We start from the raw sequence: 23,071 nt of genomic DNA, 5'->3' as shown, positions 1-23,071 counted from the left end.
AGAGACCAGGTCAGGTCCCGGAATCAGGCCGGGTCCCGGGGTCAGGCCGGACGTCAGGTCAGGGGTGGTCCCGGCTCCGGGTTCGGGACCGGCTCCGGGCCCGGCGGGATCGGGGACGGCGGGGGCTCCGGAGGCGGAGGACCGGGCGGAGGGCTGGGGATCGGGCCCGGGGGCGTGGGCGGGATCGGGCCTGGGCCTGGCGGCGGGGCCGGGGGCGGAGGCCCGGGAGGCGGGGTCGGGCCGGGGCCTGGCGGTGGGCTCGGCGGCGGCCCTGGTGCCGGAGGGGGTTCCGGGGCCGGGGGCGGCTCCGGTGTGGGCACGGGGTGCGGTTGCGGCTGCGGATGCTGGGGGTCCGGACCCGGCATGGGTGAGGGCGAGGTGGGGTCCGGGTACGGGTCGGTCATGACGTCCTCCGGCCAGTCGGTCGACATCGGCTCTGGACTACTCCCCCACCTACCCGACCGCCGCGCCACCAGTCACCCGACGGAGGCACGGCGAGCAGCCGGGCGGACTCATGGGGTGCGGGCGGCCTGTTCGGCTATGCGGGGGTGTCGAGCGGTCGGGCGGGGCTGTGCCGTGCCGCGCGTGCCGCTGCCTCGAAGCCCGGGCGCGGGCTGGCGAGGACGGGGACCGGGGTCGTCGTGAGGTCCTGGGCGGGAGCCATGGAGGCCTGGGCGAGGACGATCGCGTCGGCGTGGGTGACCCGGTCGGCCACCGCGGCCACTTCGCGCACGTATCCCTCGTTGTCGCCGGCCTCGAAGCGGGACCAGGCGGCGTCGACGAGCACGGGGCGGACGGTGACGGTGCGCCCGGCGCGGCGGGCCTCCTCCTCGATGAGCGCGGTGGTCGGCGCGAGGGTGCTCGCCAGCGCCGCGAGGAGGACCACCCGTGACCCGGCGGCGACCGCGGCGGCCGCCATGGGGCGGTCCACCCGCAGCACCGGCACGGCGAGCCCCGACGCCCCCGCCCCCTCCGCGACGCCCCCGAGGGTCGAGCAGGTGCACAGGACCGCCCGGGCGCCCTCGGCGACCGCCCGGTCCAGCACCGCCCCCACCGCGTCCGTCACCGCCGCCGGACCTTCCCGGCGGGCCCGGCGCAGCATCTGCTCGTCGACGAAGTGCCGTAGCCGGAGGCCGGGGTGGGTCTCGTCGCGCAGCGCGTCGAAGACCGGGACGTGCACCGGCGAGGTGTGCAGCAGGGCGAGCATCGACCGCTCAGAACCGTTCCGGATGCGCCGCGAGCCACTCCCGCGCGGCACCCAGCAGCTCGGGTTCGGCCGCCGGTGCCTCGTCGCGGTGACGTTCGGCCCACTTGACGACGTACGGACAGAGCGGGGCCACGGCGGCACCCTCGCGCCCGGCGATGGCGTACAGCTCGCGCGCCGGCGAGCCGGCGATGCCCCTGCCCTCGTGAGCCGGCTCCACGATCGTGTGGACGGGTACCAGGGCGCGCCCGGGCCGTTCGAGGACGAAGTACTCGGTGCGGCCGACGACCGCACCGCCCTCCACCGCCTCGAGGCGTCCCGCCGTCCGGTCGTCGCGGCTCTCGATGTCGCTCACGGTCACGCCCCTGGTCGGTCAGCTCGATACGGCCTGCGGGCTGCGCTCCTGGTCGGAACCCGGCACCGGCTCGGAGGCGTCGGCGCCGAGCGCCACCATACGGTTGTCCGCGTCGACGTGGACGACCCGCGGCTGAAAGGCCCGCGCCTCGGCGTCGGTGACCTGGGCGTAACTGATGATGATCACCAGGTCTCCGGGGTGCACGAGGTGCGCGGCGGCACCGTTGATCCCGACGACCCCGGACCCGCGCTCCCCCTCGATGACGTACGTCTCCAGGCGGGCGCCATTGGTGACGTCGACGATGTGGACGAGCTCACCGGGCAGCAGATCGGCGGCGTCGAGCAGGTCCGCGTCGATGGTCACGGATCCCACGTAGTGCAGGTCGGCCTGGGTGACGGTGGCGCGGTGGATCTTGGACTTGAACAGAGTACGCAGCACTTTGGACTCCTGGAAGACGGCTCCCTGCCTGCTTGCTGCAGGTCAAGGGCGTCCTTCACTGTACATCGGCATGTCTTCGACTCGAAGACGTCCCAGAGCATCGTGCGCCGTGGCGAGCAGGCTTCTCACCTGCGCGATCTGCGCGAGGCAGGCTGCCGCGAAGCCGTCAACCGAGAGCATGTACGGAAGACTGCCCCGGTCCAATGCTGATTGGATGCTGACATACCTGATGGTCCGTCAGGTGAGTCGAGAGGTCCAGAGCAAGGTGCGAACTGGGGTCAGCGGCGGTGAGGTAGAGGACCAGGACCGACCAGCACGCTCCTCCCCCGCACGACCGAGCGCTTCCGCGTCATTTCCCCTCTTCGCCATGCCCAAGGAGCATGAAAAAATCTCGGATGACGACGGTTGCGGGCGCCCGTTCGGTCAGGACTTCCAGTAGATCGGGGCGGATCACGACAGCACAACCGGTCATCCGCGGCCAGGCGAGGTGGTAGGAGCTCCTCTCGCACTCGGTCCGCCAACAGATAGGCCGGAGGGCCAGCCCGCGGTCGTCCTCCAGGGTCAAGGGAGCCCCGGGCCGCAGGTGCAGCGCGGCACGGAGCCACCAGCCCGCTGTGAGCGTGAGGTCGGGCAGCCCCAGACCATGAGCGGCATCTCCGGCAGTGGCACGTCAGCGGGCACCAGCGAGAAGCTTCGTGACTCGCCCGCCACCTCGGCCAGGAAGTGGGCGAGCCCCAGATTGACGCTCGTGGCCGTGTTCCGGATGCCGAACCGGTCGGCGAACGGTGGAGGAAGTCGAGCCGGTCCAGTGCACCGGGTGCCCGCAGCGCGTTGCCGCGCCTTTCCTCGTCACTGGGCCTCGATGCCCAGGCCGGTTCCGCCAGGGCCTGCCGGCCGGCAGGGTGTTGACGTGGACGAGCATGGACCGGAGCAGGGCGAGCATCGAGGTCTCGGCGTGCTCCCGGCCGTGCGAGCGGGCCGGTGGGCGGCGGGGCGCTCACGACCGGTTCACGGAGGCGTCGGCATCCTCGCCGCCGAGGCCGAACAGCCGGTCGTCGCTCCACCACTCCGGCGTCTCGTCGACGACCGGGGTGAGCTCCAGCAGCGTCACCTCGTTGCGGCCCAGGACGAGGTCCACGTCGGCGCGCCCGCCGGCGACGGGCACGCTCCGGTGCGAGCGGGCGGGTTCGGCGGCCTCACGGAGAGCGTCGAGCTGGCGGTTGCCGGGCGCGAGCGGCCGCCCCATCTCGCACCAGGCGGCCCAGGGGTTGCCGGCGTCCTCGCTCACGGAGCGGCGGCGAGCGAAGGCGGAGCCCTGCGCGTCCGGGGCGCCGACGGGCAGGGACAGCCGGACGGTGTGGCCGTCGACGGGATCGCCGCCGGCCGGGTCGGCCGGCGCCCAGGCCAGCACGGTGACGCGTCCGTCGCCGTGCCGCGTCACCAGGTGGTCCTCGCCTCGGGCGAGCACCTGCTCGCCCATCTCGGCCATGAACGTGTACAGGTGGTAGGTGGGCTTCTTGATCTGACGGTGCGTCAGCAAGCCGAAGCCGCCGTGGAACGGCGCGGTGGGGATGCCCACCTCCTCGAACACGTCGCTGAACGTCCAGTACGAGAAGGAGTCCGCGAGGTCACCCCCGTTCACCAGCACCGGCGCGAGATACGCCGCGTGGAACGCGGTGTCGTGGACCGGGTTGTCCGGCCGGTACGAGGAGTTGAACTCGGTGATGTGGAGCGGCAGGTCCGCGAGCCCGGTGCCCGCCAGCTGCCGCCGTGGGGCGCCGAACTGCTCCAGCAGCGCCGACGCCGGCATGAGCGTCTGGTGGGCGCCGAACGGCACGGGCTGGACGGGGCCGGAGGAGTAGGCGTGGCGGCTCACGAAGTCGATCGGCAGGTCGCGGGCCTCGACGAACTCGGCGAAGCGCTGGATCCACTCGTCCTCGTAACCCGGCGCCAGTGAGGGGCCGCCGACCTGGAGTTCGGCGTCGACCTCCTTGACGGCCAGCGAGGTCACCTCGTAGAGGCGGTGGTAGGCGTTCTGGTCCGCGGACCAGAACGGCGCCAGGTTGGGCTCGTTCCACACCTCGATCGGCCACCGGCGCACCTGGTCGACGCCGTAGCGGTCGACCAGGTGCCCGATGACGGCGCGGACGAGGTCCGCCCACTCCTTCTCGTCGCGAGGAGGAGTGACATTGCCCTTCCACCAGAACACGGTGTCGTCGCCGGAGGCGAGCCCGGACGGCATGAAGCCGAGTTCGAGGAAGGGCGCGATGTCCATCCCCAGGTAGGCGTCCACGATCTGGTCGACGTACGTGAAGGCGTGGCGCACGCGCCGCTCGCCGGCGTAGTCGTAGGGGCGGTGGACGCCCATCCCGTCACTGAGCAGGCCGTGCCCCCGGATGTACCGGAAACCGATCTCCCGCTGAACGAGGTCGAGCGACTCCTGGTAGTCGCTCCGCAGCGCGAGGTCGAACCGGCCCGTGCCGACGCAGTGGCGCCAGGCGTCGGAGAGCCGGGCTGTCGGCTGCCGGGGGACGACGATCCGCATGGTGGGGTTCCTTTGCCGCGGTGCGGTGGGGGGCGAGACTCGCCGGGGCGGGCGGGTGGACCAACCGGCTCTCGCTCAACGTGCTGCGCACCGTAGGGAGACGGGGAAAACGATGTCAAGACGTCGAGCGGTCCGCCTGTCGGCGTTCGGCGTCCTCCCGGTGCCCGCCCCGGCCGGCCGGGGCCCGGCTGGGTGCGACTGAGCACGTTCCTGATCGTCACCGCACCCGTTCGTGATCACGTACGACGGCTGCTACGTCAGTAACGATTGCACAACTTGCGAAAACTGTTGGTTGTCTCTCGTTCATTTCTAGCGGTACACCTTGCTCCTACTTCGCGGATGGCCCATTAATTTGCGCAAACTATCGACAGTTGGATCACTGACAACAGATCAGGGAGTTCCCACGATGATGAGGAAAACCCGCAGCGCGACGGCTGCCGCGATCGGCTTGTGCATCGCACTCGCCGCTGTCGGCTGCGCCGGCGGCGACGACAGCGGTTCGTCCGATGGCCAGGGCACGGTGACCCTCTGGACGAACGCGATGGAAGGGCGCGGTGCGCAGTACTGGAAGGACGCCGCGAAGGCGTACCACGCGCTGCACCCGGACGTCACGATCAAGATCCAGTCGGTCCAGAACGAGGACCTCGACGGCAAGCTGCAGAACGCGCTCAACTCGAACTCCGCGCCCGACATCTTCCTGCAGCGCGGTGGCGGCAAGATGCAGGCCATGGTCAACGCCGGCCAGATCCAGGCACTGGAACGACTGACCGACACCGACAAGGCGAACGTGGGCGAAGCGGCCCTCGAAGGCGTCTCGATCGACGGCAAGGTCTACGCGATGCCGCTCGACACGCAGCCCGAGGGCATCTACTACAGCAAGGGCCTGTTCAAGAAGGCCGGCATCACCTCGACGCCGACGACGATGGACGAACTCAAGGACGCCGTCGCGAAGCTGAAGGCGATCAAGGTCGTGCCGATCGCGGTCGGCGCCAAGGACGCCTGGCCGGCCGCGCACTGGTACTACAACTTCGCCCTGCGCGAGTGCAGCCAGGAGACCATGCAGGAGGCCGCCAAGTCGCTCACGTTCGACGACCCGTGCTGGACCAAGGCCGGCGAAGACCTCGCTGAACTCCTGGAGACCGAACCCTTCCAGAAGGGTTTCCTGACGGCAACGTCGCAGCAGGGCGCCGGGTCCTCGGCGGGCATGATCGCCAACCACAAGGCGGCCATGGAGCTCATGGGCAACTGGAACCCCGGTGTGATCGCCGATCTGACCCCGGACAAGAAGCCGCTCCCCGACCTGGGCTGGTTCCCCTTCCCCGCCGTGCCCGGCGGCAAGGGCGACCCGACCGCCATCATGGGCGGCGCCGGCGGATACTCGCTCTCCAAGAACGCACCGAAGGAGGCCCTGGGCTTCCTCCAGTTCGTCGTGACCAAGGAGCAGCAGGAGACCTACGCCGAGGCCTTCGACACCATCCCGGTGAACAAGGAAGCCCAGGGGGGCGTCACCGAGCCCTACAACATCTCGGCACTGCAGGCCTTCAACAAGGCCGCCTACTCGATGCAGTTCCTCGACACCGTGTACGGCCAGAACGTCGGCAACGCCATGAACATCGCCGTCGTGAACCTGATGGCCGGCAAGGGCTCCGCCGCCGACATCGTCAAGGACGTCAAAGCTGCCGCCGAGAAGGGCTGAGTAAGCAGACATGAGCGACACCCTGGGCACTGACACGGCCGACGGCCGCCAGTCGCAGGGCACGCCCGGAGCCGGGGACGCGGCCACGTCCGTGCCCCCGGCCACGCCGCGAGCGGCTGCGCACCGCCGAGGCCGTGCCAGGATGCGACTGGAGATCGCGGTCCTGTCCGCACCGGCCATCATCACGTTCCTGGCGTTTGTGATCTTCCCGGTCGCGCTCGCCGCGTACTACGGCTTCTACCAGTGGAAAGGCTACGGAGAGCCCACCGACTGGGTCGGCCTGAACAACTACAAGCTGATCCTCACCGACCCCGCGTTCCACGACGTCCTGTGGCACAACGGCCTGATCCTGGTGCTCTCACTGGTCATCCAGGGTCCGCTGGCGGTCGTCCTCGCGCTCCTGCTCAACCAGAAGATCCGCGGCCGCTCGACCATCCGCGTCCTGATCTTCGTGCCCTACATCATCTCCGAGGTCATCGTCGGCACCGGCTGGAGCCTGATGCTCCAGAGCAACGGAGCCGTCAACGACCTGCTGCACCGGATCGGCCTGGGCTCCCTGGAAGCCGACTGGATCGCCGACCCGGACCTGGCCATCTGGACGCTGATGGCCATCATCACGTGGAAGTACATCGGCTTCGCGGTGATCCTGATGCTCGCGGGCCTGCAGTCGATCCCCGACGAGATCTTCGAGGCCGCGCAGATCGACGGCGCCTCCTACTGGCAGATCCAGCGCCGCATCACGCTGCCGCTGCTGGGACCGACGATCCGCATCTGGGCCTTCCTGTCGATCATCGGCTCGCTGCAGTTGTTCGACCTCGTCTACATCATCTGGGGCCAGTACGTCTCGGGCACGGCGGGCACCTCGACCATGGCGATCTACATGCTCGCCCAGGGCCGCAACGCGGGCAACTACGGCTACGGCAGCGCCGTCGCGGTCGTGATGTTCGTGATCTCGCTCATCGTCGCGCTGATCTACCAGCGCTTCGTCCTGCGCCGCGACCTCAGGGGCGCCGTCACCGAAGGGACCGTGTGATGAGCGCGACGACCACCACCTCCCGGATGCCCCCCGCGCCGGAGCCGAAGGCACCCACCGGCCGCCGCGACAACCGGGACAAGCCGCAGAAGTGGGGCAACCCCGTCACCTACTTCATCGCGCTGCTCTTCGTCGGCGTCTGCATCGCACCGGTGCTCTTCATCGTGCTCGGCGGATTCCGCACCAACTCGCAGATCACCACGGACCCGGCCGCCCTGCCGCGCCCCTGGGTGGTCGGCAACTACATCGACATCCTGAAGTCGACGGTGTTCTGGGGCGAGTTCGCCAACTCCCTCATCGTCGCGATCACCAGCACCGTCGGCATCGTCGCCCTCGGTCTGATGGTGAGCTTCGTGATCGCACGCTACGACTTCAAGCTCAAGGGCGCGATGTACTCCCTGTTCGCCGCGGGCCTGATGTTCCCGATGGTCATCGCGATCACTCCGCTGTACCTCGTCATCAAGGACCTCGGCCTCGTCGACAACCTGCTCGGCGTGATCATCCCGCAGATCGCCTTCGGCCTGCCGACGACCGTCATCATCCTCGTGCCGTTCCTCAGAGCCATCCCGAACGAGATCGAGGAGGCCGCCGCGATCGACGGCATGAGCCGACCCGGATTCTTCTTCCGCATGGTGGTCCCGCTGTCGCTGCCCGGTGTGGTCACCGTCGGCATCCTCGGATTCGTCGGCAGCTGGAACAACTACCTCCTGCCCCTGTACGTCCTCAACTCGCAGGCGAACTACACCCTGCCGCTCGGCGTCCAGGTGTTCTCCTCGCAGTACTCCACGGACACCGCAAAGGTTCTCGCCTTCACCTCACTCGCCATGCTGCCCGCACTGATCTTCTTCTCGATCTTCGAGAAGCGCATCGTCGGCGGCCTCACCGGCGCCGTGAAGGGCTGACACCGGTACCAGGACCTGAACCGGACCGTCCCACGCCTGCCCCTGCCATGCCTTTCGGCAGGGGCGGGCCGCTGACCGACGGCACCACCCAGCCCGCGACACCCCCGCGCCATCCACCGGAAAGGACCGCCGCATTGCCCCGCGCCCACATCGAACTCGACAGGCAGGCCGTCATCGCTCCTGTCCGGCGCCGCACCTTCGGCTCGTTCGTCGAGCACCTCGGCCGCTGCGTGTACACCGGGCTCTACGAGCCCGAACACCCGAGCGCGAACGGTGACGGGTTCCGCATGGACGTCGTCGAACTCGTCAGAGAGCTCGGCAGCACGACCATCCGCTACCCGGGCGGCAACTTCGTCTCCGGGTTCCGCTGGGAAGACTCCGTCGGCCCACGCGAAAAACGCCCGGTACGCCGCGACCTCGCCTGGCGCTCGCTCGAATCGAACCAGGTCGGCCTCGACGAGTTCGCCAGATGGCTCAAGCTCACCGACTCCGAGCTGATGCTGGCGGTCAACGTGGCCACACGAGGCATCCTGCCCGCCCTGGACCTGCTCGAGTACGCCAACCACCCATCCGGCACGGCGCTGTCGGACCTGCGCATCGCCAACGGCACACCGGAACCGCACAACGTGCGCATGTGGTGCCTCGGCAACGAAATGGACGGCCCCTGGCAGACCGGATTCATGACGGCGGACGACTACGGCAAGATGGCCGCCCGCACCGCCGCCGCGATGAAGAGGGCCGACAAGGACCTCGAACTCGTCGTCTGCGGCTCCTCCGGATCCACCATGCCGACATTCGGCGACTGGGAGCGCACCGTACTCGAGCACAGCTACGACCACGTCGACCACGTCTCGTGCCACGCGTACTACCAGGAGCACGACGGCGACCTCGGCTCCTTCCTCGCCTCGGCGATCGACATGGACTACTTCATCGACACCGTCGTCGCGACTGCCGACCACGTGGGGCACAAGAAACGCTCCACCAAGAAGATCAACGTCTCCTTCGACGAGTGGAACGTCTGGTACCTCAAGGAGCACCAGGCGTCCGAGAAGATCCACGACGAGTGGCGCCACGCCCCCCGGCTCCTGGAGGACACCTACACGGTGGCGGACGCCGTCGTCGTCGGCAACCTGCTGATGACGCTCCTCCGCCGCAGCGACCGCGTCACCTCGGCATCCCTCGCACAGCTCGTCAACGTGATCGCTCCGATCATGACCGAGCCCGGCGGCCCGGCCTGGCGCCAGACGACCTTCTACCCGTTCTCGATCACGAGCCGGCTCGCCTCCGGCGAGGTGATCCGACCCCTGATCGAGGCGCCGACGTACGAAACGGCGCGCTACGGAGAGGCATCCGTCGTCGACGCCGTCGCGACCGTCGACGAGGGCCGGGCCGCGGTCTTCCTCGTCAACCGCGACCTGGCGGAAGCCGCGCAGGTCACGATCGATGTGCGCAGCTTCGGCTCCTCGCGCATCACCGAGGCGGTCACGCTCGCCGACTCCGACGTGTACGCGAAGAACACGCTCGCCCAGCAGGACCGGGTGACCCCGGCCGCGAACGCCGGCGCGGCACTCGCCGACGGCCTGCTCACCATCGAACTGCCGCCGACGTCGTGGACGGTGGTCGCCCTCCGGTGAGCGACGACACGAGCCCCGTTCAGGAGCCGGCCCCCCTCCGGCGCGGCGACCCGGCCCGTGAATCGCCGGACCCGGTCGCCGAGCGCCGCGAGGTGACCTGTGCGTTGCGCGATGGAACACGGCTTCGGACCGTCCTGCTGGTTCCGCACGGGACCGGGCCGTGGCCGGCCCTGCTGACCCGCCATCCCTATGACGTGACCCGTGAGGAACACGACGGGATGCTCGACGTCGGGCGCCTCGTCGCCGCCGGTTACCTCGTCGCGCTCCAGGACGTACGGGGCCACTTCGGCTCCGAAGGCGTCTTCGACCCTTGTGCGCAGGAGGTGGCCGACGGCGCCGACGCCGTGGCCTGGCTCGCGGCACGTCCCGAATGCACCGGCACCGTTGGAATGTGGGGCGCGTCCTACGCCTCGGATACCCAGTTCAGCGCCCTTCTGGGAGGCGCCCCGGCTCTGCGGGCGATCGCTCCTGCCATGACGCCGGCGATGTCGGCGCTTGACGGTTTCCGGTTCCGCGGTGGGGTGCCGGAGATCGGAAGCACCCTCGCGTGGACGCACTACGCGATCGCCCCGGACGTGATCACGCGCATCGGCTCCGCCCGCGAACGGGAGGCCGAGCGGAAGCGGTGGGAAGCGACCGAGCGAGCGATCGCGACCCGCGACGCGTTCCGGGCCGGAACCCCGCACGCCGGATGGGACGCCGAGGCGATCGTCGGGTGGGGTCTGGACCGGTTGCGGGAGCCGCTCGGGTCGGCGCGTCACCGCGATGGGAAGATCGTCGACCGGATCGATGCGATCGACATCCCGGTCTTCCTGATCGGCGGGTGGTTCGACGTCTTCCTCGGATCGACCCTGGAGATCTACCGGCGGCTGCTGCGCCATGCGAAAGACACCGGCGGGCCGGTGCCTCGTCTTCTGGTCGGCCCCTGGTCGCATGACAACATGTCGGGCCGGACAGCCGGTGTGGACTTCGGGCCGGGCACGTCCGCCGACGATCTCGGCGGCAGCGGAGACCTCACCGCGCGGCACGTGCGGTGGTTCGACACCGCCCTGTGCGCGGGCGCGGCGGACATGCCGCCGGTGCGCGTGTTCCTGATGGGCTCGAACCGGTGGATCGAACTGGACGAGTTCCCCCCGCGCGACACGCGGATGCTCGAGCTGTACCTGAACGCCGGGGAAACACTCGCGACCGAGCCGGCCGAGAGCGGTGAACGGCGGCTGACCAGCGATCCGGCATCCCCGGTGCCGACGTGCGGCGGTGCGGTACTCCTCTTCGCGCCGTTCGAGGCGGGACCCGCCGACCAGGCGGCGATCGAGGCGCGGCAGGACGTGGTCTCGTGGCGCACCGTGCCGCTCGCCGAGGAACTCACGGTGATGGGCGCGGTCCATGCCGTCGTCCACCTCGCGACCACGGGAACGGACGCGGATGTGGTCGTGCGGCTGTGCGACGAGCACCCGGACGGCAGCAGCCTCGTCGTCACCGACGGCGTGCAGCGGGGGTCGGCGCGGTCCGTCGACCCGGTCACGGGCCTGGGCGACAGACGGCCGGTCGAGCCGGATCAGGAGCAGGAGTTCGCCGTGGACCTCTGGTCGACAGCACACACGTTCCTGCCGGGCCACCGGGTGCGCGTCGACATCGCACCGAGTTCGTCACCCCGCTGGGACGTCGGACGCAATGCCTTCGATCCGGCCGGGGCGACCACGGAGCCCACCGCGGCGGAATACACGATCCGTCACGGCGTTGCCCATCCGAGCCGCCTCGTCCTCCAGGTCGTGACGACAGCACCGCGATGAGACCGACCGGAACACGCCTGCCCGCGTCATCGGCGTGGCGCTGCGGTTGCCGGGGCGGGTCCGGTGGAGGCACGGACGACCAGCTCGGTGGCCAGCTCCATGCGGGCGGGGGACCGGGCGCCGCCGTCTTCGCCCCGGGAGAGCTCGATCAGGAGCTTGACCGCCGCGGCGCCCAACTCGGTGCTGGGCTGTCTGACGGTCGTCAGCCCGGGGGTGATGTATTGCGCCTCGGGCAGGTCGTCGAAGCCGATGACACTGATGTCCTCGGGAATCCGCAGGCCCCGGGCATACAGTGCGTCGTAGATGCCGAGTGCCATGGAGTCCGCGCAGGCGAAGATCCCCGTGATCCCCGGGTCGCTGTCGAGCAGGGTGTGAGTGGCGGTCGTCGCCTTGGCGCGGTTCCATCCGCCGTAGGCCACCGACACCGTGGCACTGCCGGCGGTCGCCGTGTCGGCCGCCGCACGGAAACCGTCGACGCGCGCTCGGCTGAAGAGATGGCGGGCATGGCCGGCGACCACCCCCATCCGCACATGGCCGAGGGACAGAAGGTGCTCAGCGGCCATACGGCCGCCTTCCCAGTTCGCCACGCCGATGCTTGCCACCCCTGACGGCGGTGTGCTCATCGGGTCGATCAGCACCACGGGGACGCCTGCGGCGAAGAGTGCGCTGAACTGCCGCGAGGCGGGATCGACCAGCGTCCCGATCGCGCCGACGGTGCGCCTTCTCAGAACCCGCGACACCCAGTCGCTGTGCGGCTCGGCGAGCGTCAGTACGACGTCGAGTCCCGCTGCTGCCGCTTCTCGCCCGACCCCGGCTATCAGCAGGTTCGCCCATGACCCCTCGAAGTGGGTGACCACGAGATCGAGCACGTTGGACAAGCCGCTCTCGTCCCGCACGCTCTCGCCCTTGGACCCGGCCCGGCGGGTGTAGCCGACAGCTTGCACGGCTTCCATGACCTTCGCGCGCGTCTCCGCCGAGACATCGGTTCCGCCTCGCAGCACCTTGGACACGGTGGGCACGCTCGTACCGGCGGTTTTGGCCACCAAGGACAGTGTGGGGCGCGATCCGGCTGGTCGGGGGGGCATGGGGGACAGGCTAACCCAGCGAGGAGGCCGTCCGGGGGCCGGGGAGGCACCTCAGCCGGGGTCGAGCCGGCTGCGGACAGGTGCCCCTCAGGGTGCGGCACCCGCCCGCACACCGAGCGTCACACGGACGGCGTCGGGGCCGGGGCGTACTCGAACCAGTCGAAGGCGACCGCGCCCTCGGTGGCGTACATGCCGATCACACGGCCGGTGAAGCCGCAGGCGACCTCGGTGGACAGGTAGCGCCCGTCCAGTTCGGCGAGCGGCCGGGCGTCCGGAGCGTCGGGATCGCCGAGCCAGAAGGCGATGGTGTCGGGGCCCGTGGTCCCGCCGTCGGTGAGTTCGGGCGACGCGGGCACGAGGCCTGACGTCCGGATCGTCACGGTGAGGGGCAGCGGCCCGGCCGGGACCGGCCGGCGGGCCACGGTCTGGCGCAGCGGCCCGATCCGGGCGACGACGCCGACCTCCCCGTCCCCGGCCTCCACCTCGTAATGGTGGGCCTCGTCCAGGCGCACGCAGAGACCACCGCGTCCCGTACCCGGGTCGATCACGGCGGTGACGCGGCAGTCGTGGTGCTGCTGGCGGCGGCCGACGAAGGTGTACCCGGGGCGGTCGAGGGTGGGGCCGGTGGCGCTGAGGACCAGTAAGCCAGGGCGCTCGGTGAGCGACCAGGAGCCCTCCGGGCGGGCGAACGGCGAGATCCAGTGCGGCGCGAGAGCGGGCCCGTCGAAGTCGTCGCGGGCGGGCGGGGCCGGAACGGGATGCCAGGCACCGCCCGGGGCCGCGTGACTCTCGGGAACGGGCGCGACGACGGGCCAGCCGTTCTCGTCCCACTCCACGGGGGTCAGGAACGTCTCGCGGCCGAGCACGTGCACGTCGGGCGTGAAGCCGCGGGGGCGGACAGCGAGCAGCACCATCCACCAGCTGCCGTCGGGAGCCTCCACCAGGTCGGCGTGGCCGGTGTTCTGGATGGAGCGGGCGGTACCGCTGTGGGACAGCAGGGGGTTGGCGGGTGCGCCCTCCCAGGGGCCGCGCGGCGAGCGGCTGCGGGCTATGGACACACTGTGGCCGCGTTCCGTGCCGCCTTCCGCGATCAGCAGGTACCACCAGTCGCCGATGCGGTAGAGGTGCGGCGCCTCGGGGTACTTGAGCCCGCTGCCCGACCACGTGGCGAAAGGCCCCTCCAGCACCTCGCCCTTGACCGGGTCGATCCTGGCCATGTTGATGCCCCCTCCGGGGCCGGAGAAGGCGCACCAGCAGGTGCCGTCCTCCTCCCACGCCAGGTCGGGGTCGATCCCGGACAGGTCGATCCACACCGGGTCGCTCCACGGCCCCTCGGGCCGCTCGGCCGAGACGACGAAGTTGCCGCCACCGTCGATATTGGTGTTGATGACCCAGTAGCGGCCGTCGTGGTGGCGGATCGTGGGGGCGTAGAGGCCTCCGGACGCCTTGGCGCCGGGGAGGGGCAGCGGCAGTTGCCCGGGCCGGTCGAGCACGTTGCCGATGTGCTCCCAGTGCACGAGGTCCTTGCTGTGGAAGAGCGGCAGCCCGGGGAAGTACTCGAAGCTGGAGCACACCAGGTAGTAGTCGTCACCGACCCGGCACACGCTCGGATCGGGGTGGAACCCGCTGATCACAGGGTTGTCGTACGTATGCACGGAAACGTCTTCCCTTCGAGCCGCCGGGCGCCGTGAAGCGAGCCTAGGCGAGCGTTCGGTTCTCGGTTGTCCGTTTGGTTTGCGGTCCGGGTGCCGTGCCGGTTCGGGGTGGCTCCGTGGGCGGGGCGGCGGCCCATGGCGTCGATCACCGCGGGGTGGATCATGGCTTCGGAGCGGGCGGGCAGGGTCTCGTGGCCCCGGGCCGGGCGGCGGTGGTGCATCAGCCGGCCCGGGGACCACGGCTGCGGTGTCGGTCTGCTGAAATATTCTTCCCGCCACCGCACACCGTCTGGGAGGACCAAGAGAATTGACCGACCTGTCTGCTTTCCCGCTGCCCTTCCAGGCTTCCCGTTCCCCGTGGTTCGCGACACCCCGGACACTGCGGGAACTCCAGATGGTGCAGTGCAGCTCACATATCCGGGTCCACCAGGATCTGCTGCGCCCGCTCGAACTGCGTGATCACGTTCGCGCGGTCGGGCCACCTGCCTGCACTTCCGCGGGGACCGGACGGTTGTGACGCCGCCCACCAGGCCATGCCGATCGCGGGGGTCGCCGCCACCACGGCGGCGACCCGGGACCATCAGCGATGTCTTCGTGGAGGGACGAGGGAAGCCGCGCTGTAGGCCGTCACCGATTCACCCTTCGTTTGTGGCAGGCCTTGTCAGGTGCGGGTCCAGCGTTGGTTGCTGCCGTTCGAGCAGGAGTAGAGCTGAATCAGGGTGCCGTTGGCGGTGCCGCCTGCGACGGCGTCGAGGCAGAGGCCGGACTGGACGCCGACGATGGATCCGTCGGAGTTGAGGCGCCATTTCTGGTTGTCGCCGCCCCAGCAGCTGTAGATCTGGACCTTGGTGCCGTTGCCGGTGCCGGCGGCGTCCAGGCACTTGTTGCCGTAGACCCTGAGCTCGCCGGCGTCGGTGTACGTCCACTGCTGGTTGGTGCCGTTGTGGCAGTCCCACAGCTGGAGCTGGGTGCCGTCGGTGGTACTGGTGCCGGGCACGTCCAGGCAGCGGCCCGAACCGACACCCTTGATCGGTCCGGAATGCGAAGGCGGTGTGGAGGAGCCGCCGTTGAGTGCGTTGAGGACGGCGGTGTAGGCAGGCTTCTTGCTGCCGTCGCCGTTGAACAGCAGCGGCGTGTGCTCCGGTCGCCAGGAGTCGCTGTCGCGCACACCCCAGGCGGTGATGCCGAGGCAGCGCGGGACGGCCAGGCAGTCGTTGACCACGTTGGCGTAGGTCGTGGCCGGGGCACCCTGGATGTCGAGTTCGGTGATGGCCACGTCGACGCCGAGGGCGGCGAAGTTCTGCAGGGTGGTGCGGAAGTTGCTGTTGTAGGGGCTGCCGCTGTTGAAGTGCGACTGGAAGCCGACGCAGTCGATCGGCACGCCGCGCTGCTTGAAGTCTCGGACCATGGCGTACATGGCCTGGGTCTTGGCCCAGGTCCAGTCCTCGACGTTGTAGTCGTTGTAGCAGAGCTTGGCGGACGGGTCGGCGGCGCGCGCGGTGCGGAAGGCGACCTCGATCCAGTCGTTGCCGGTGCGTTGCAGGTTGGAGTCGCGCCGGGCTCCCGAACTGCCATCGGCGAAGGCCTCGTTCACGACGTCCCACTGTGCGATCTTGCCCTTGTAGTGGCCCATCACGCCGTTGATGTGGTCGATCATCGCCTGGCGCAGTGCGCTGCCGCTGAGGCTCTGCATCCAGCCGGGCTGCTGGGAGTGCCAGGCCAGGGTGTGACCGCGCACCTGCTTGCCGTTCTGCACCGCCCAGTTGTAGACGCGGTCAGCGGCGGTGAAGTTGAACTGACCCCGCTGCGGTTCGGTGGCGTCGATCTTCATCTCGTTCTCGGCCGTCACCGAGTTGAACTCACGGGCCGCGATCGTCGCGTACGTCGAGTCGCCCAGCCTGCCCGAGGCGATGGCGGTGCCGAAGTAGCGGCCGCTCTGCGCCGCCGCGGCGCCGAGCGTGCTCTCGGCGGCGTGTGCGGTCGGCGGCGAGCCCAGTGCGGCGACCACACCGAGGACGCCGGCGACCAGCGCCAACAGCAGAACGCGGATCTTCCGTCGGACAACGGGTCTGGGAAGGGCATAAGAGCCCATGGCTGTGCCTCCAAGGTAGAAATAACGGAATCACCGGACACCGCGGTCATGGGACCCGGGAGGATCTCAACCGGCACGGACGGCGCCCGGTCGGTCGCCGAGTGACGTACGCCGGGCGGCAGCGGTCTCGACACAGGCACGGGGGTACTCCATCGCGGCTCAGCCGGGGGGCGTCACGCGGCGTCGCACACCTCTCCGACTGCACGAAGCGTCAGGTTGCGTCGGTGCGAGCCTCACCGGAACGAAAAACGGGGTGGCGCAGGTGTTTTGGTGCGCGGATCTGTCGTGCAGCTGTGCGCGGATCTGCCGTGCAGCACAGTCTGCCCAGGACAATGCGGTTCGAAATCTCGGCCAACGGTCGGTTTACCAGACAGGATGATTGAGAGATTGACGGTGACTCGTCAACCCTCGCGGCGGAAAAAGTTTCTGCTCTTCGTTCGAAACTTTCGAATCCCCGGCGAGCCGGGCGGATCCCTGGACTGGCGAGCCGTATCGCGAACTTGCGGGGGGTTTCCGGTCGGCGCGACAGCTTGTCATGCCCGAAGGGGAGGAGCTGTTTGTGGACAGATCGGCGACAGAACTTGACCAGAGGGCCCCGCCTTCCTAGCTTGTGGCGTCACAGAACCGGGATGACTTCGAAACTTTCGAACCTGTCCCCGTCCCCGGCGCGGCCGCTCCGTGATTCATCGGCGTCACCTCACCCCGCTCCCAAGGAGGCCCTCTGATGTGGTTTCGCCACCCGTCCCCGGTCCGTCCAAGACGCTTACTCGGCGTCCTTGCGCCCTTGCTGCTCGTGGTCACCTTCCTCGGTGCCCAGCCCGCCGAGGCCGCGACCGTAGACCCCAATGCCTCGTATGTGCTGGTCAACCGCAACAGCGGCAAGGCCCTGGATGTCTACAACATGGCGACCGACGACGGCGCCCGCATCACCCAGTGGACCAGGAACAACCAGAACCAGCAGCAGTGGCAGTTCGTCGATTCCGGGGACGGCTACTACCGCATCAAGTCACGCCACTCGGGCAAGGTGCTGGACGTCTACAACTGGTCCACCGCGAACGGCGGCTCGATCGTCCAGTGGGCCGACCTGAACGGCACCAACCAGCAGTGGCGGCTGGCCGACAGCTCGGACGGCTACGTGAGGCTCATCTCGCGCCACAGCAACAAGGCCCTCGAAGTGCAAGGCGCCTCCACCGCCGACAACGCGAACATCGTCCAGTACGACGACTGGGGCGGCACCAACCAGCAGTGGCAGCTCGTCAAGGTCGGCGCCGACACCCCCGGCCCGTGTGATCTTCCGTCGGCCTACCGCTGGACATCAACGGGCTCGCTGGCGCAGCCCAAGCAGGGGTGGGTCTCGCTCAAGGACTTCACCGTCGCCCCCTACAACGGCAGACAACTCGTCTATGCGACCACGCACGACACGGGGACGAGGTGGGGTTCGATGAACTTCGGCCTGTTCACCAATTGGTCGGAGATGGCCTCGGCCAGCCAGAACACGATGTCCAATTCCACCGTCGCACCCACGCTCTTCTACTTCGCGCCGAAGAACATCTGGGTGCTCGCCTACCAGTGGGGCGGGACCGCCTTCTCCTACCGGACGTCGAGCGACCCCACCAACCCGAATGGCTGGTCATCCGAGCAGGTGCTCTTCTCCGGAAGCATCTCCGGATCCGGAACAGGGCCCATAGACCAGACACTCATCGGTGACGGCACGAACATGTACCTGTTCTTCGCCGGCGACAACGGCAAGATCTACCGGGCCAGTATGCCGATCGGAAACTTCCCGGGCAGCTTCGGCTCGACCTCGACAGTGATCATGAGCGATACGACGAACAACCTGTTCGAAGCCCCGCAGGTCTACAAGCTGCAGGGCCAGAACCGTTACCTCATGATCGTCGAGGCGATCGGCTCACAGGGCCGGTACTTCCGCTCGTTCACGGCCACCAGTCTGAACGGCTCATGGACACCCCAGGCCGCGACCGAGAGCAATCCCTTCGCCGGCAAGGCCAACAGTGGCGCCACCTGGACCAACGACATCAGCCATGGCGAGCTGATCCGCACCAGCCCCGATCAGACCATGACCGTCGATCCCTGCAATCTGCAGTTGCTCTACCAGGGGCGCAGCCCCAACTCCGGCGGCGACTACGGCCTCCTGCCCTACCGTCCGGGTCTGCTGACACTGCAGCGCTGACGGCATGACGCGGGCCCGGCTCCGGTAGGGAGCCGGCGTGGGGGGGGGGGGGGGGGCGGCGGCGCCCCCCCCCCCCACGCCGTGATCTGAAAAACCCAGGTCACCCGCCGGCACAGTGAAGGACGTTCAGTGACCTTCCTCTGGTGCGTGGACCATGCTGCCGAGCGGAGCAAGGCCGCGGCGCACCAGGACGAGCGTGCGCTCCGTGACCGTATCGAGCGGAGCACCGCCCTCGACGGCGGCAAGGGCCGTGTGCAGCATCCCGGCGATCAAATCCGCCGTGAGCGCGGGCTCGGGGGCACCAAGCTGTCGGACCGCTGCGCGGAACGGTTCGACTTGATGGGGGCGCGACGCTGGGCACGCACGGCCCTTTACTTGAACTTGACGACGCAAGCGTCGGCATCCTATCGGATGTTACCGACACACCTGTCGGCACATCGGCACGCGCCGCGCACCGGCCGGACGCTCTCGATCGGGCTTTGTCCCCGTGGCATGATTCGGCTGCCACGTCAGGTCATGCCTGTGCCGCGGACCAGTCACGGCGCCCGGCCGGCGAACCGTCATCGAGGCACATCAGGCCGACCCGTCGACGAGGCACGCCCTGACCGTCCGAGCCCTTGGGTGATTCGAGCGTTGTCCGGGGCGAGGCCCTCCCGTGTGCCGCCTGCCGGTTGAGGCCGCGAAGACGATCACGAGCGCCACGTCATACGACCGCTGCGGTCAGGGGGCCGGCAGAAGCACGTCGGTGCGGGACTTGGCGGCGTCGTAGCGCGTCGCCACATCCTGCCGGTTGGCGACGGCTCACATGGCGTCGATGAAGTCGACCTTCTGGTTCCTGCACTGCAGGCAGAAGGCGTGCTCCCAGACGTCGAAGACCAGGATCGGGGTTGGAGCCCCGACCGACGTTGCTTTGGTGGTCGTACATGCAGGCCGCGCATCACGCTCGGTGCGAGGAGGGTGTCGCCCGCGGCCAGGATCTCGTCCTCACCGTCCGCGAACGGGAAGCACCCAGAGCGTCACCACGTCCGGCTGGCCCGGACGGCGCCTCGGCCGGCTCGCCCCGGTAGTCCCGTTTCCCCGGCTGTCGGCGGACACGGCGACAGCCGAGGGCGGGACCGACCCCGTGTCCGCCCGGTGAAACCCCCCAGCCAGGGCCTGGACGGGCGTCCGCCCCTCGCTCTTCAACCGGGACGGACACCCAGCGGGACGCCCCCTCACCTGCGCCCGGGAGGAGACACTCGGCTGGCACTCCGCCGTGCTGGACACGAAGCGTCAGGCTCTCTCCGTGTGCTCCTGCAGGCGAGCGGAGATCAGGGACTCGAGCGCGTCGGCCGCCAGCTTGGCGTACCGGGCGAGGTTGTCCTCACCATCATGACGATCTCGAGCACCAGGTCTTCGTCAGCGGTAGTCAGCGCCTTCTTCAACATAGGCGAGGGACAGGATGACCATCCTGTCACGTACTCAGGTTCTCAACGTCCTTCACAGGGTCATCCGCCATGGCCCTCTGCCATAACCGTCGCGCAGGACGGCCTTGAGGACATGGAAGATGTTCACCTGGTTTCCGCGGCCCACTCCGTTCGCTTCCAACTCGCCCAGGCAGCGCGCCTTGATGGAGCTGTCAACGTGTCGGGCAGCGGAGTACTCGATCATCCGGCGTCGCCGGGGCCGCCACTGTTTCGCGTATTCCGCGACCGTTCGCCGACCGAGCTCTCGGCGAGCGGATGGCTCCGTCCTCTGTTTCTCCGCGTAAATCTGCGTGAGGCGCTCGACCGTTGTTGACGTCCCCCGCCCGGGCCTCACCATTGCGCAAACCGAACCCCGCCATGCGATCTCAAGCCCGAGATCATCGTCAGCGACAGTCGGCGCCACCTTCACATAGGTGCGGGAGGCGATGACCACCTTCTCGCGGCCGCATTCCGGCTCCTGGACGCCACTACAAGGATTGTCCGCCAGCACTCCTCCACCCCGTTCAGATCCCAGGTCCCGGGTGTCGACATGGCGAACGCGCGTGCACAGGGGTATGCGCACGTTGCGGGCCACTGCACGGGGCGTGCGTCTGGGTAGACGCCTCACGGGGGCAAGCCGTCAAGAGGGCGGCCGGGATGCCTGTGTAGCTTTGCTGGCTGTTCGATTAGGGACGCAAGGGGGTCTCAGTGGACGTGGTGCGTGTCATGGAGTCGTTTGCCGAGCAGGGAGTCACGGTCCTGTTCAAGGCCGATGCCGAGCGCATGCGCGAGGGCACGAAGCCATGGACGTTCGTCGCGAGCGGAGGCCCGTTTCACGAGGACCTCTTGGTGCGCACGGATGCTGTCTCCGTCGACGCGTGCCTGGCCATCTGTCTGCCTGAGCTGCGCAAGTTCGGCCTGGTCATCCCGGAGTAGCGGTCGGGACATCCCCGGCTATGCGGCGGTCGCCTTGAGTTCTTCCGACGAGGACGGGAAGGCCAGTGCTTCGTCGTAGCGATGACCGTGCTGCAGGCAGTGATAGAGCTGGCCGACCATGCGGTTGAACAGGTGGCGCAAGGCGGAGGCGTGCCAGTCGTTGTGCTTGTCGCGTCGTCGGCGGTAGTGGACCTTGGCCCCGGGTGAGGCGGTCAGTGCGGCGAACGCCCAGAGGTAGCCGGCGTGGTTGAGCCGGTCGTTCTTCACGCGTCGGCGGGTGACGCTGGACTTCTTGCCGGAGGCTCGGGTGATCGGCGAAGAGCCCGCATACGCCTTCAGGCCCCGGGCGTCGGCGAACCGAGTGTGGTCGTCCCCGATCTCGGCCAGCACCCGGGCGCCGAGCTGGACGCCGAGTCCCGGGAAGCTGAGGAGGACGTCAGCGTCAGGGTGCTGAGGGAACGCCTCCTCCACCGCCTTCGCCAGGTCATCGGCGGCGGTGCAGGCGGCTTCCAGCTGGCTCAGGAGGGCCAGCATCTGCTTGCCGAGTGCTTCCTCGACCAGCGGCAGCTGCCGGGCCCAGTCTCCTCGCAAGGCTTCGCGGAGCCGTTCGGTGTCGGCTTCGATGCCGCGCTTGCGGCCGGACCGCTTGAGGGCAGCCGTTGATCTGCGCCCGGGTCAGTCGCGCCGCTTTGGCAGGGGTGGGCGCCAGTTTGAGCAGCTCGCGGGCCTCGGGCCGGCACAGGCCGTTGGTCCAGGTGGAGAAGGCGTCCAAGGCTGCGGGGTAGTACTCGCGGAGCAGGGACCGGAGCTGGTTGGACATTTGCTGCCGGTTCCACGTCGCGTCCTGCTGGGCCCGGGCCAGGACGGCGATGGCGCGGGCCAGGTCGGAGTCGTTGGGCAGGGGCCGGTGGGCGTGCATGTCAGTCCGCAAGATGTTCGCCAGGACCAGGGCGTCGCCCGGGTCTGACTTCTTGCGGGAGACGGAGTGCCGGTCGCGGTAGCGGGCCGCGGCCATCGGGTTGATCGCGAAGACCTGCCGCTTGCCGGTCCGCAGCACCGCAACGAGCAGGCCGCGGGAGGTCTCGATCGCCACCGGGACAGGGCTGTCCTCGGTGTCGCCGTACTCAGCGAGCAGGTCCAGCAGGATCTTGTAGCCGACTGCGTCGTCGGTGATGTGCCGCTTGGCCAGTAACTGGCCGCTGTCGTCGACCAGGGCGACGTCATGGGTCTTCTCCGCCCAGTCGATTCCGCAATAGATCAAGATGGTTCCCTCCCCGAGTGCGGGTGTTTGCGCTGGTCACGAGCGCATGCGGGCCACGCGGCTCCCTAATTCCAGGCCTCGACCACCAGGGTCGGACCGACGCCTCACTAGCCGTGTTCGTGGCACCAGCGCACCGCGCGGGCCTCGGTCTATGCGGGAGCTCGGACGGCTCGGCTGCAATGAGAGGTCACCGTGCGGTGGGCTCGTCCCACTAACACCAACGAGGGATCCGGGCGGTGGGTGTTGACGCTCGCCACCCCGACGTCGCCGACCCACCTTGCGGCGTCAAGGTCCATTCCGCTGAAGGCGTCCGCCCGGTGCCGACGGGCTGCAACACCCACCACCACTGGTGGCGGCCGCGAAGACGCCGGGCGCCACCGATCTAACCCGAGGCGTCGAGGCCAGCCCCGCAATAGGCATCCGCCCGGCGCCCACGAGACCGCCACCACCCAAGAAGCGAGACCGCCCGCTCGATCTACCCAAAGGCTTCAGCAAACCAGGCTCTGAGCTTGGCGTTTAACCTCGCAGGTCACCCGACCTGCTGAACTGCGGTTCTTCCCGGGACAGCGGACGCGGCCGTTCCTCACGCTTCGAGATGTCGAGTAACGAATCGTGAGAGAACGGCCGCTGCATATGAGTCTCCCCGTCGACGCGCCCGCAGGCGAGGCATTGGGTGTGCTGTCCCGCTTTCGGGTCGAGTTCTACGACTGTCTGTACAGCCGCGCGGATGCGCTCTTCGAGCTCACCGATGCGGTGCTGTGCGCGGACGGGCCGGTGAAAACCCTGGTCGAACTCTCCTTGGCGGT

At 68.9% G+C, this 23,071-nt stretch carries 15 protein-coding genes and 4 pseudogenes; 8 read left to right on the top strand and 11 right to left on the bottom strand.

Annotated elements, in window-relative coordinates:
• Window positions 1-538: 538 nt before the first annotated feature.
• The 4 genes from ACFY3J_RS04580 to ACFY3J_RS04565 form a co-directional block, all read right to left on the bottom strand.
• Window positions 539-1,207, bottom strand: a complete 669-nt coding sequence (locus ACFY3J_RS04580; protein ID WP_384176644.1) for an aspartate/glutamate racemase family protein — start codon at window positions 1,205-1,207, stop codon at window positions 539-541.
• A 7-nt stretch (window positions 1,208-1,214) separates the two neighbouring features.
• Window positions 1,215-1,559, bottom strand: a complete 345-nt coding sequence (locus tag ACFY3J_RS04575; protein ID WP_384176642.1) for a GNAT family N-acetyltransferase — start codon at window positions 1,557-1,559, stop codon at window positions 1,215-1,217.
• 18 nt (window positions 1,560-1,577) lie between these two features.
• A complete protein-coding gene (gene panD, locus ACFY3J_RS04570; protein WP_390840228.1) occupies window positions 1,578-1,997 on the bottom strand; it encodes an aspartate 1-decarboxylase in 420 nt (139 codons plus the stop codon).
• A gap of 997 nt (window positions 1,998-2,994) precedes the next feature.
• The gene (locus ACFY3J_RS04565) at window positions 2,995-4,542 is read right to left on the bottom strand and encodes a xylan 1,4-beta-xylosidase (protein WP_390840226.1); all 1,548 of its coding nucleotides are present in this window, start codon (window positions 4,540-4,542) and stop codon (window positions 2,995-2,997) included.
• Window positions 4,543-4,948: 406 nt separating this feature from the next.
• Between ACFY3J_RS04565 and ACFY3J_RS04560 the strand changes: the two genes are divergently transcribed.
• The 5 genes from ACFY3J_RS04560 to ACFY3J_RS04540 all read left to right on the top strand — a co-directional run bounded on the left by ACFY3J_RS04560 (window position 4,949) and on the right by ACFY3J_RS04540 (window position 11,600).
• Complete coding sequence (locus tag ACFY3J_RS04560; protein ID WP_390840224.1) at window positions 4,949-6,238, top strand: ABC transporter substrate-binding protein; 1,290 nt, start codon at window positions 4,949-4,951, stop codon at window positions 6,236-6,238.
• A 10-nt stretch (window positions 6,239-6,248) separates the two neighbouring features.
• A complete protein-coding gene (locus tag ACFY3J_RS04555) occupies window positions 6,249-7,271 on the top strand; it encodes a carbohydrate ABC transporter permease (RefSeq protein WP_384176634.1) in 1,023 nt (340 codons plus the stop codon).
• On the top strand, window positions 7,271-8,173 hold the full coding sequence (locus ACFY3J_RS04550) for a carbohydrate ABC transporter permease (RefSeq protein ID WP_390840222.1): 903 nt from the start codon (window positions 7,271-7,273) through the stop codon (window positions 8,171-8,173). The genes ACFY3J_RS04555 and ACFY3J_RS04550 overlap by 1 nt, the downstream gene beginning before the upstream one ends.
• 134 nt (window positions 8,174-8,307) lie before the next feature.
• Window positions 8,308-9,807 (top strand): alpha-N-arabinofuranosidase, encoded by a 1,500-nt coding sequence (locus ACFY3J_RS04545; RefSeq protein WP_384176630.1) that lies wholly within the window; start codon window positions 8,308-8,310, stop codon window positions 9,805-9,807.
• On the top strand, window positions 9,804-11,600 hold the full coding sequence (locus ACFY3J_RS04540; protein ID WP_384176628.1) for a CocE/NonD family hydrolase: 1,797 nt from the start codon (window positions 9,804-9,806) through the stop codon (window positions 11,598-11,600). The genes ACFY3J_RS04545 and ACFY3J_RS04540 overlap by 4 nt, the downstream gene beginning before the upstream one ends.
• 26 nt (window positions 11,601-11,626) lie before the next feature.
• Here the strand turns inward: ACFY3J_RS04540 and ACFY3J_RS04535 are convergent, their stop codons facing one another.
• The 3 genes from ACFY3J_RS04535 to ACFY3J_RS04525 form a co-directional block, all read right to left on the bottom strand.
• Complete coding sequence (locus ACFY3J_RS04535) at window positions 11,627-12,643, bottom strand: LacI family DNA-binding transcriptional regulator (protein ID WP_384176626.1); 1,017 nt, start codon at window positions 12,641-12,643, stop codon at window positions 11,627-11,629.
• A 161-nt stretch (window positions 12,644-12,804) separates the two neighbouring features.
• Window positions 12,805-14,340 (bottom strand): glycoside hydrolase family 43 protein, encoded by a 1,536-nt coding sequence (locus ACFY3J_RS04530; protein ID WP_384176624.1) that lies wholly within the window; start codon window positions 14,338-14,340, stop codon window positions 12,805-12,807.
• A gap of 661 nt (window positions 14,341-15,001) precedes the next feature.
• Window positions 15,002-16,432, bottom strand: coding sequence for an endo-1,4-beta-xylanase (locus ACFY3J_RS04525; RefSeq protein ID WP_384176622.1), 1,431 nt, complete (start codon window positions 16,430-16,432; stop codon window positions 15,002-15,004).
• 724 nt (window positions 16,433-17,156) lie between these two features.
• Here ACFY3J_RS04525 and ACFY3J_RS04520 point away from each other — a divergent pair.
• Window positions 17,157-18,623: a non-reducing end alpha-L-arabinofuranosidase family hydrolase gene (locus ACFY3J_RS04520; RefSeq protein ID WP_390840219.1), complete on the top strand. Its 1,467-nt coding sequence runs from the start codon at window positions 17,157-17,159 to the stop codon at window positions 18,621-18,623.
• Between the two features lie 126 nt (window positions 18,624-18,749).
• Here ACFY3J_RS04520 and ACFY3J_RS04515 read toward each other — a convergent pair.
• The 3 genes and pseudogenes from ACFY3J_RS04515 to ACFY3J_RS04505 form a co-directional block, all read right to left on the bottom strand.
• Window positions 18,750-18,962, bottom strand: a pseudogene (locus tag ACFY3J_RS04515) (TetR/AcrR family transcriptional regulator); the annotation flags it as partial.
• 381 nt (window positions 18,963-19,343) lie between these two features.
• Window positions 19,344-19,548 (bottom strand): annotated as a pseudogene (locus tag ACFY3J_RS04510) (Fe-Mn family superoxide dismutase); the annotation flags it as partial.
• A gap of 554 nt (window positions 19,549-20,102) precedes the next feature.
• A complete protein-coding gene (locus ACFY3J_RS04505) occupies window positions 20,103-20,579 on the bottom strand; it encodes a hypothetical protein (RefSeq protein ID WP_390840218.1) in 477 nt (158 codons plus the stop codon).
• A gap of 197 nt (window positions 20,580-20,776) precedes the next feature.
• Between ACFY3J_RS04505 and ACFY3J_RS04500 the strand changes: the two genes are divergently transcribed.
• Window positions 20,777-21,004 carry a hypothetical protein gene (locus ACFY3J_RS04500; protein ID WP_390840216.1) on the top strand — a complete coding sequence of 76 codons (228 nt, stop codon included), beginning with the start codon at window positions 20,777-20,779 and terminating at the stop codon, window positions 21,002-21,004.
• 18 nt (window positions 21,005-21,022) lie between these two features.
• On the opposite strand, the pseudogene ACFY3J_RS04495 reads toward ACFY3J_RS04500, so the two are convergent.
• Window positions 21,023-22,265: pseudogene (locus tag ACFY3J_RS04495) on the bottom strand (IS110 family transposase).
• 633 nt (window positions 22,266-22,898) lie between these two features.
• Here ACFY3J_RS04495 and ACFY3J_RS04490 point away from each other — a divergent pair.
• Window positions 22,899-23,071: pseudogene (locus ACFY3J_RS04490) on the top strand (transposase); the annotation flags it as partial.

It is taken from the genome of Streptomyces sp. NPDC001231, from assembly GCF_042896885.1.
In the GTDB taxonomy this organism is placed as follows: Bacteria; Actinomycetota; Actinomycetes; order Streptomycetales; family Streptomycetaceae; genus Streptomyces.
Note: the sequence above shows the minus strand (reverse complement) of the source record. Positions and strands in the feature narration are given on the sequence as shown.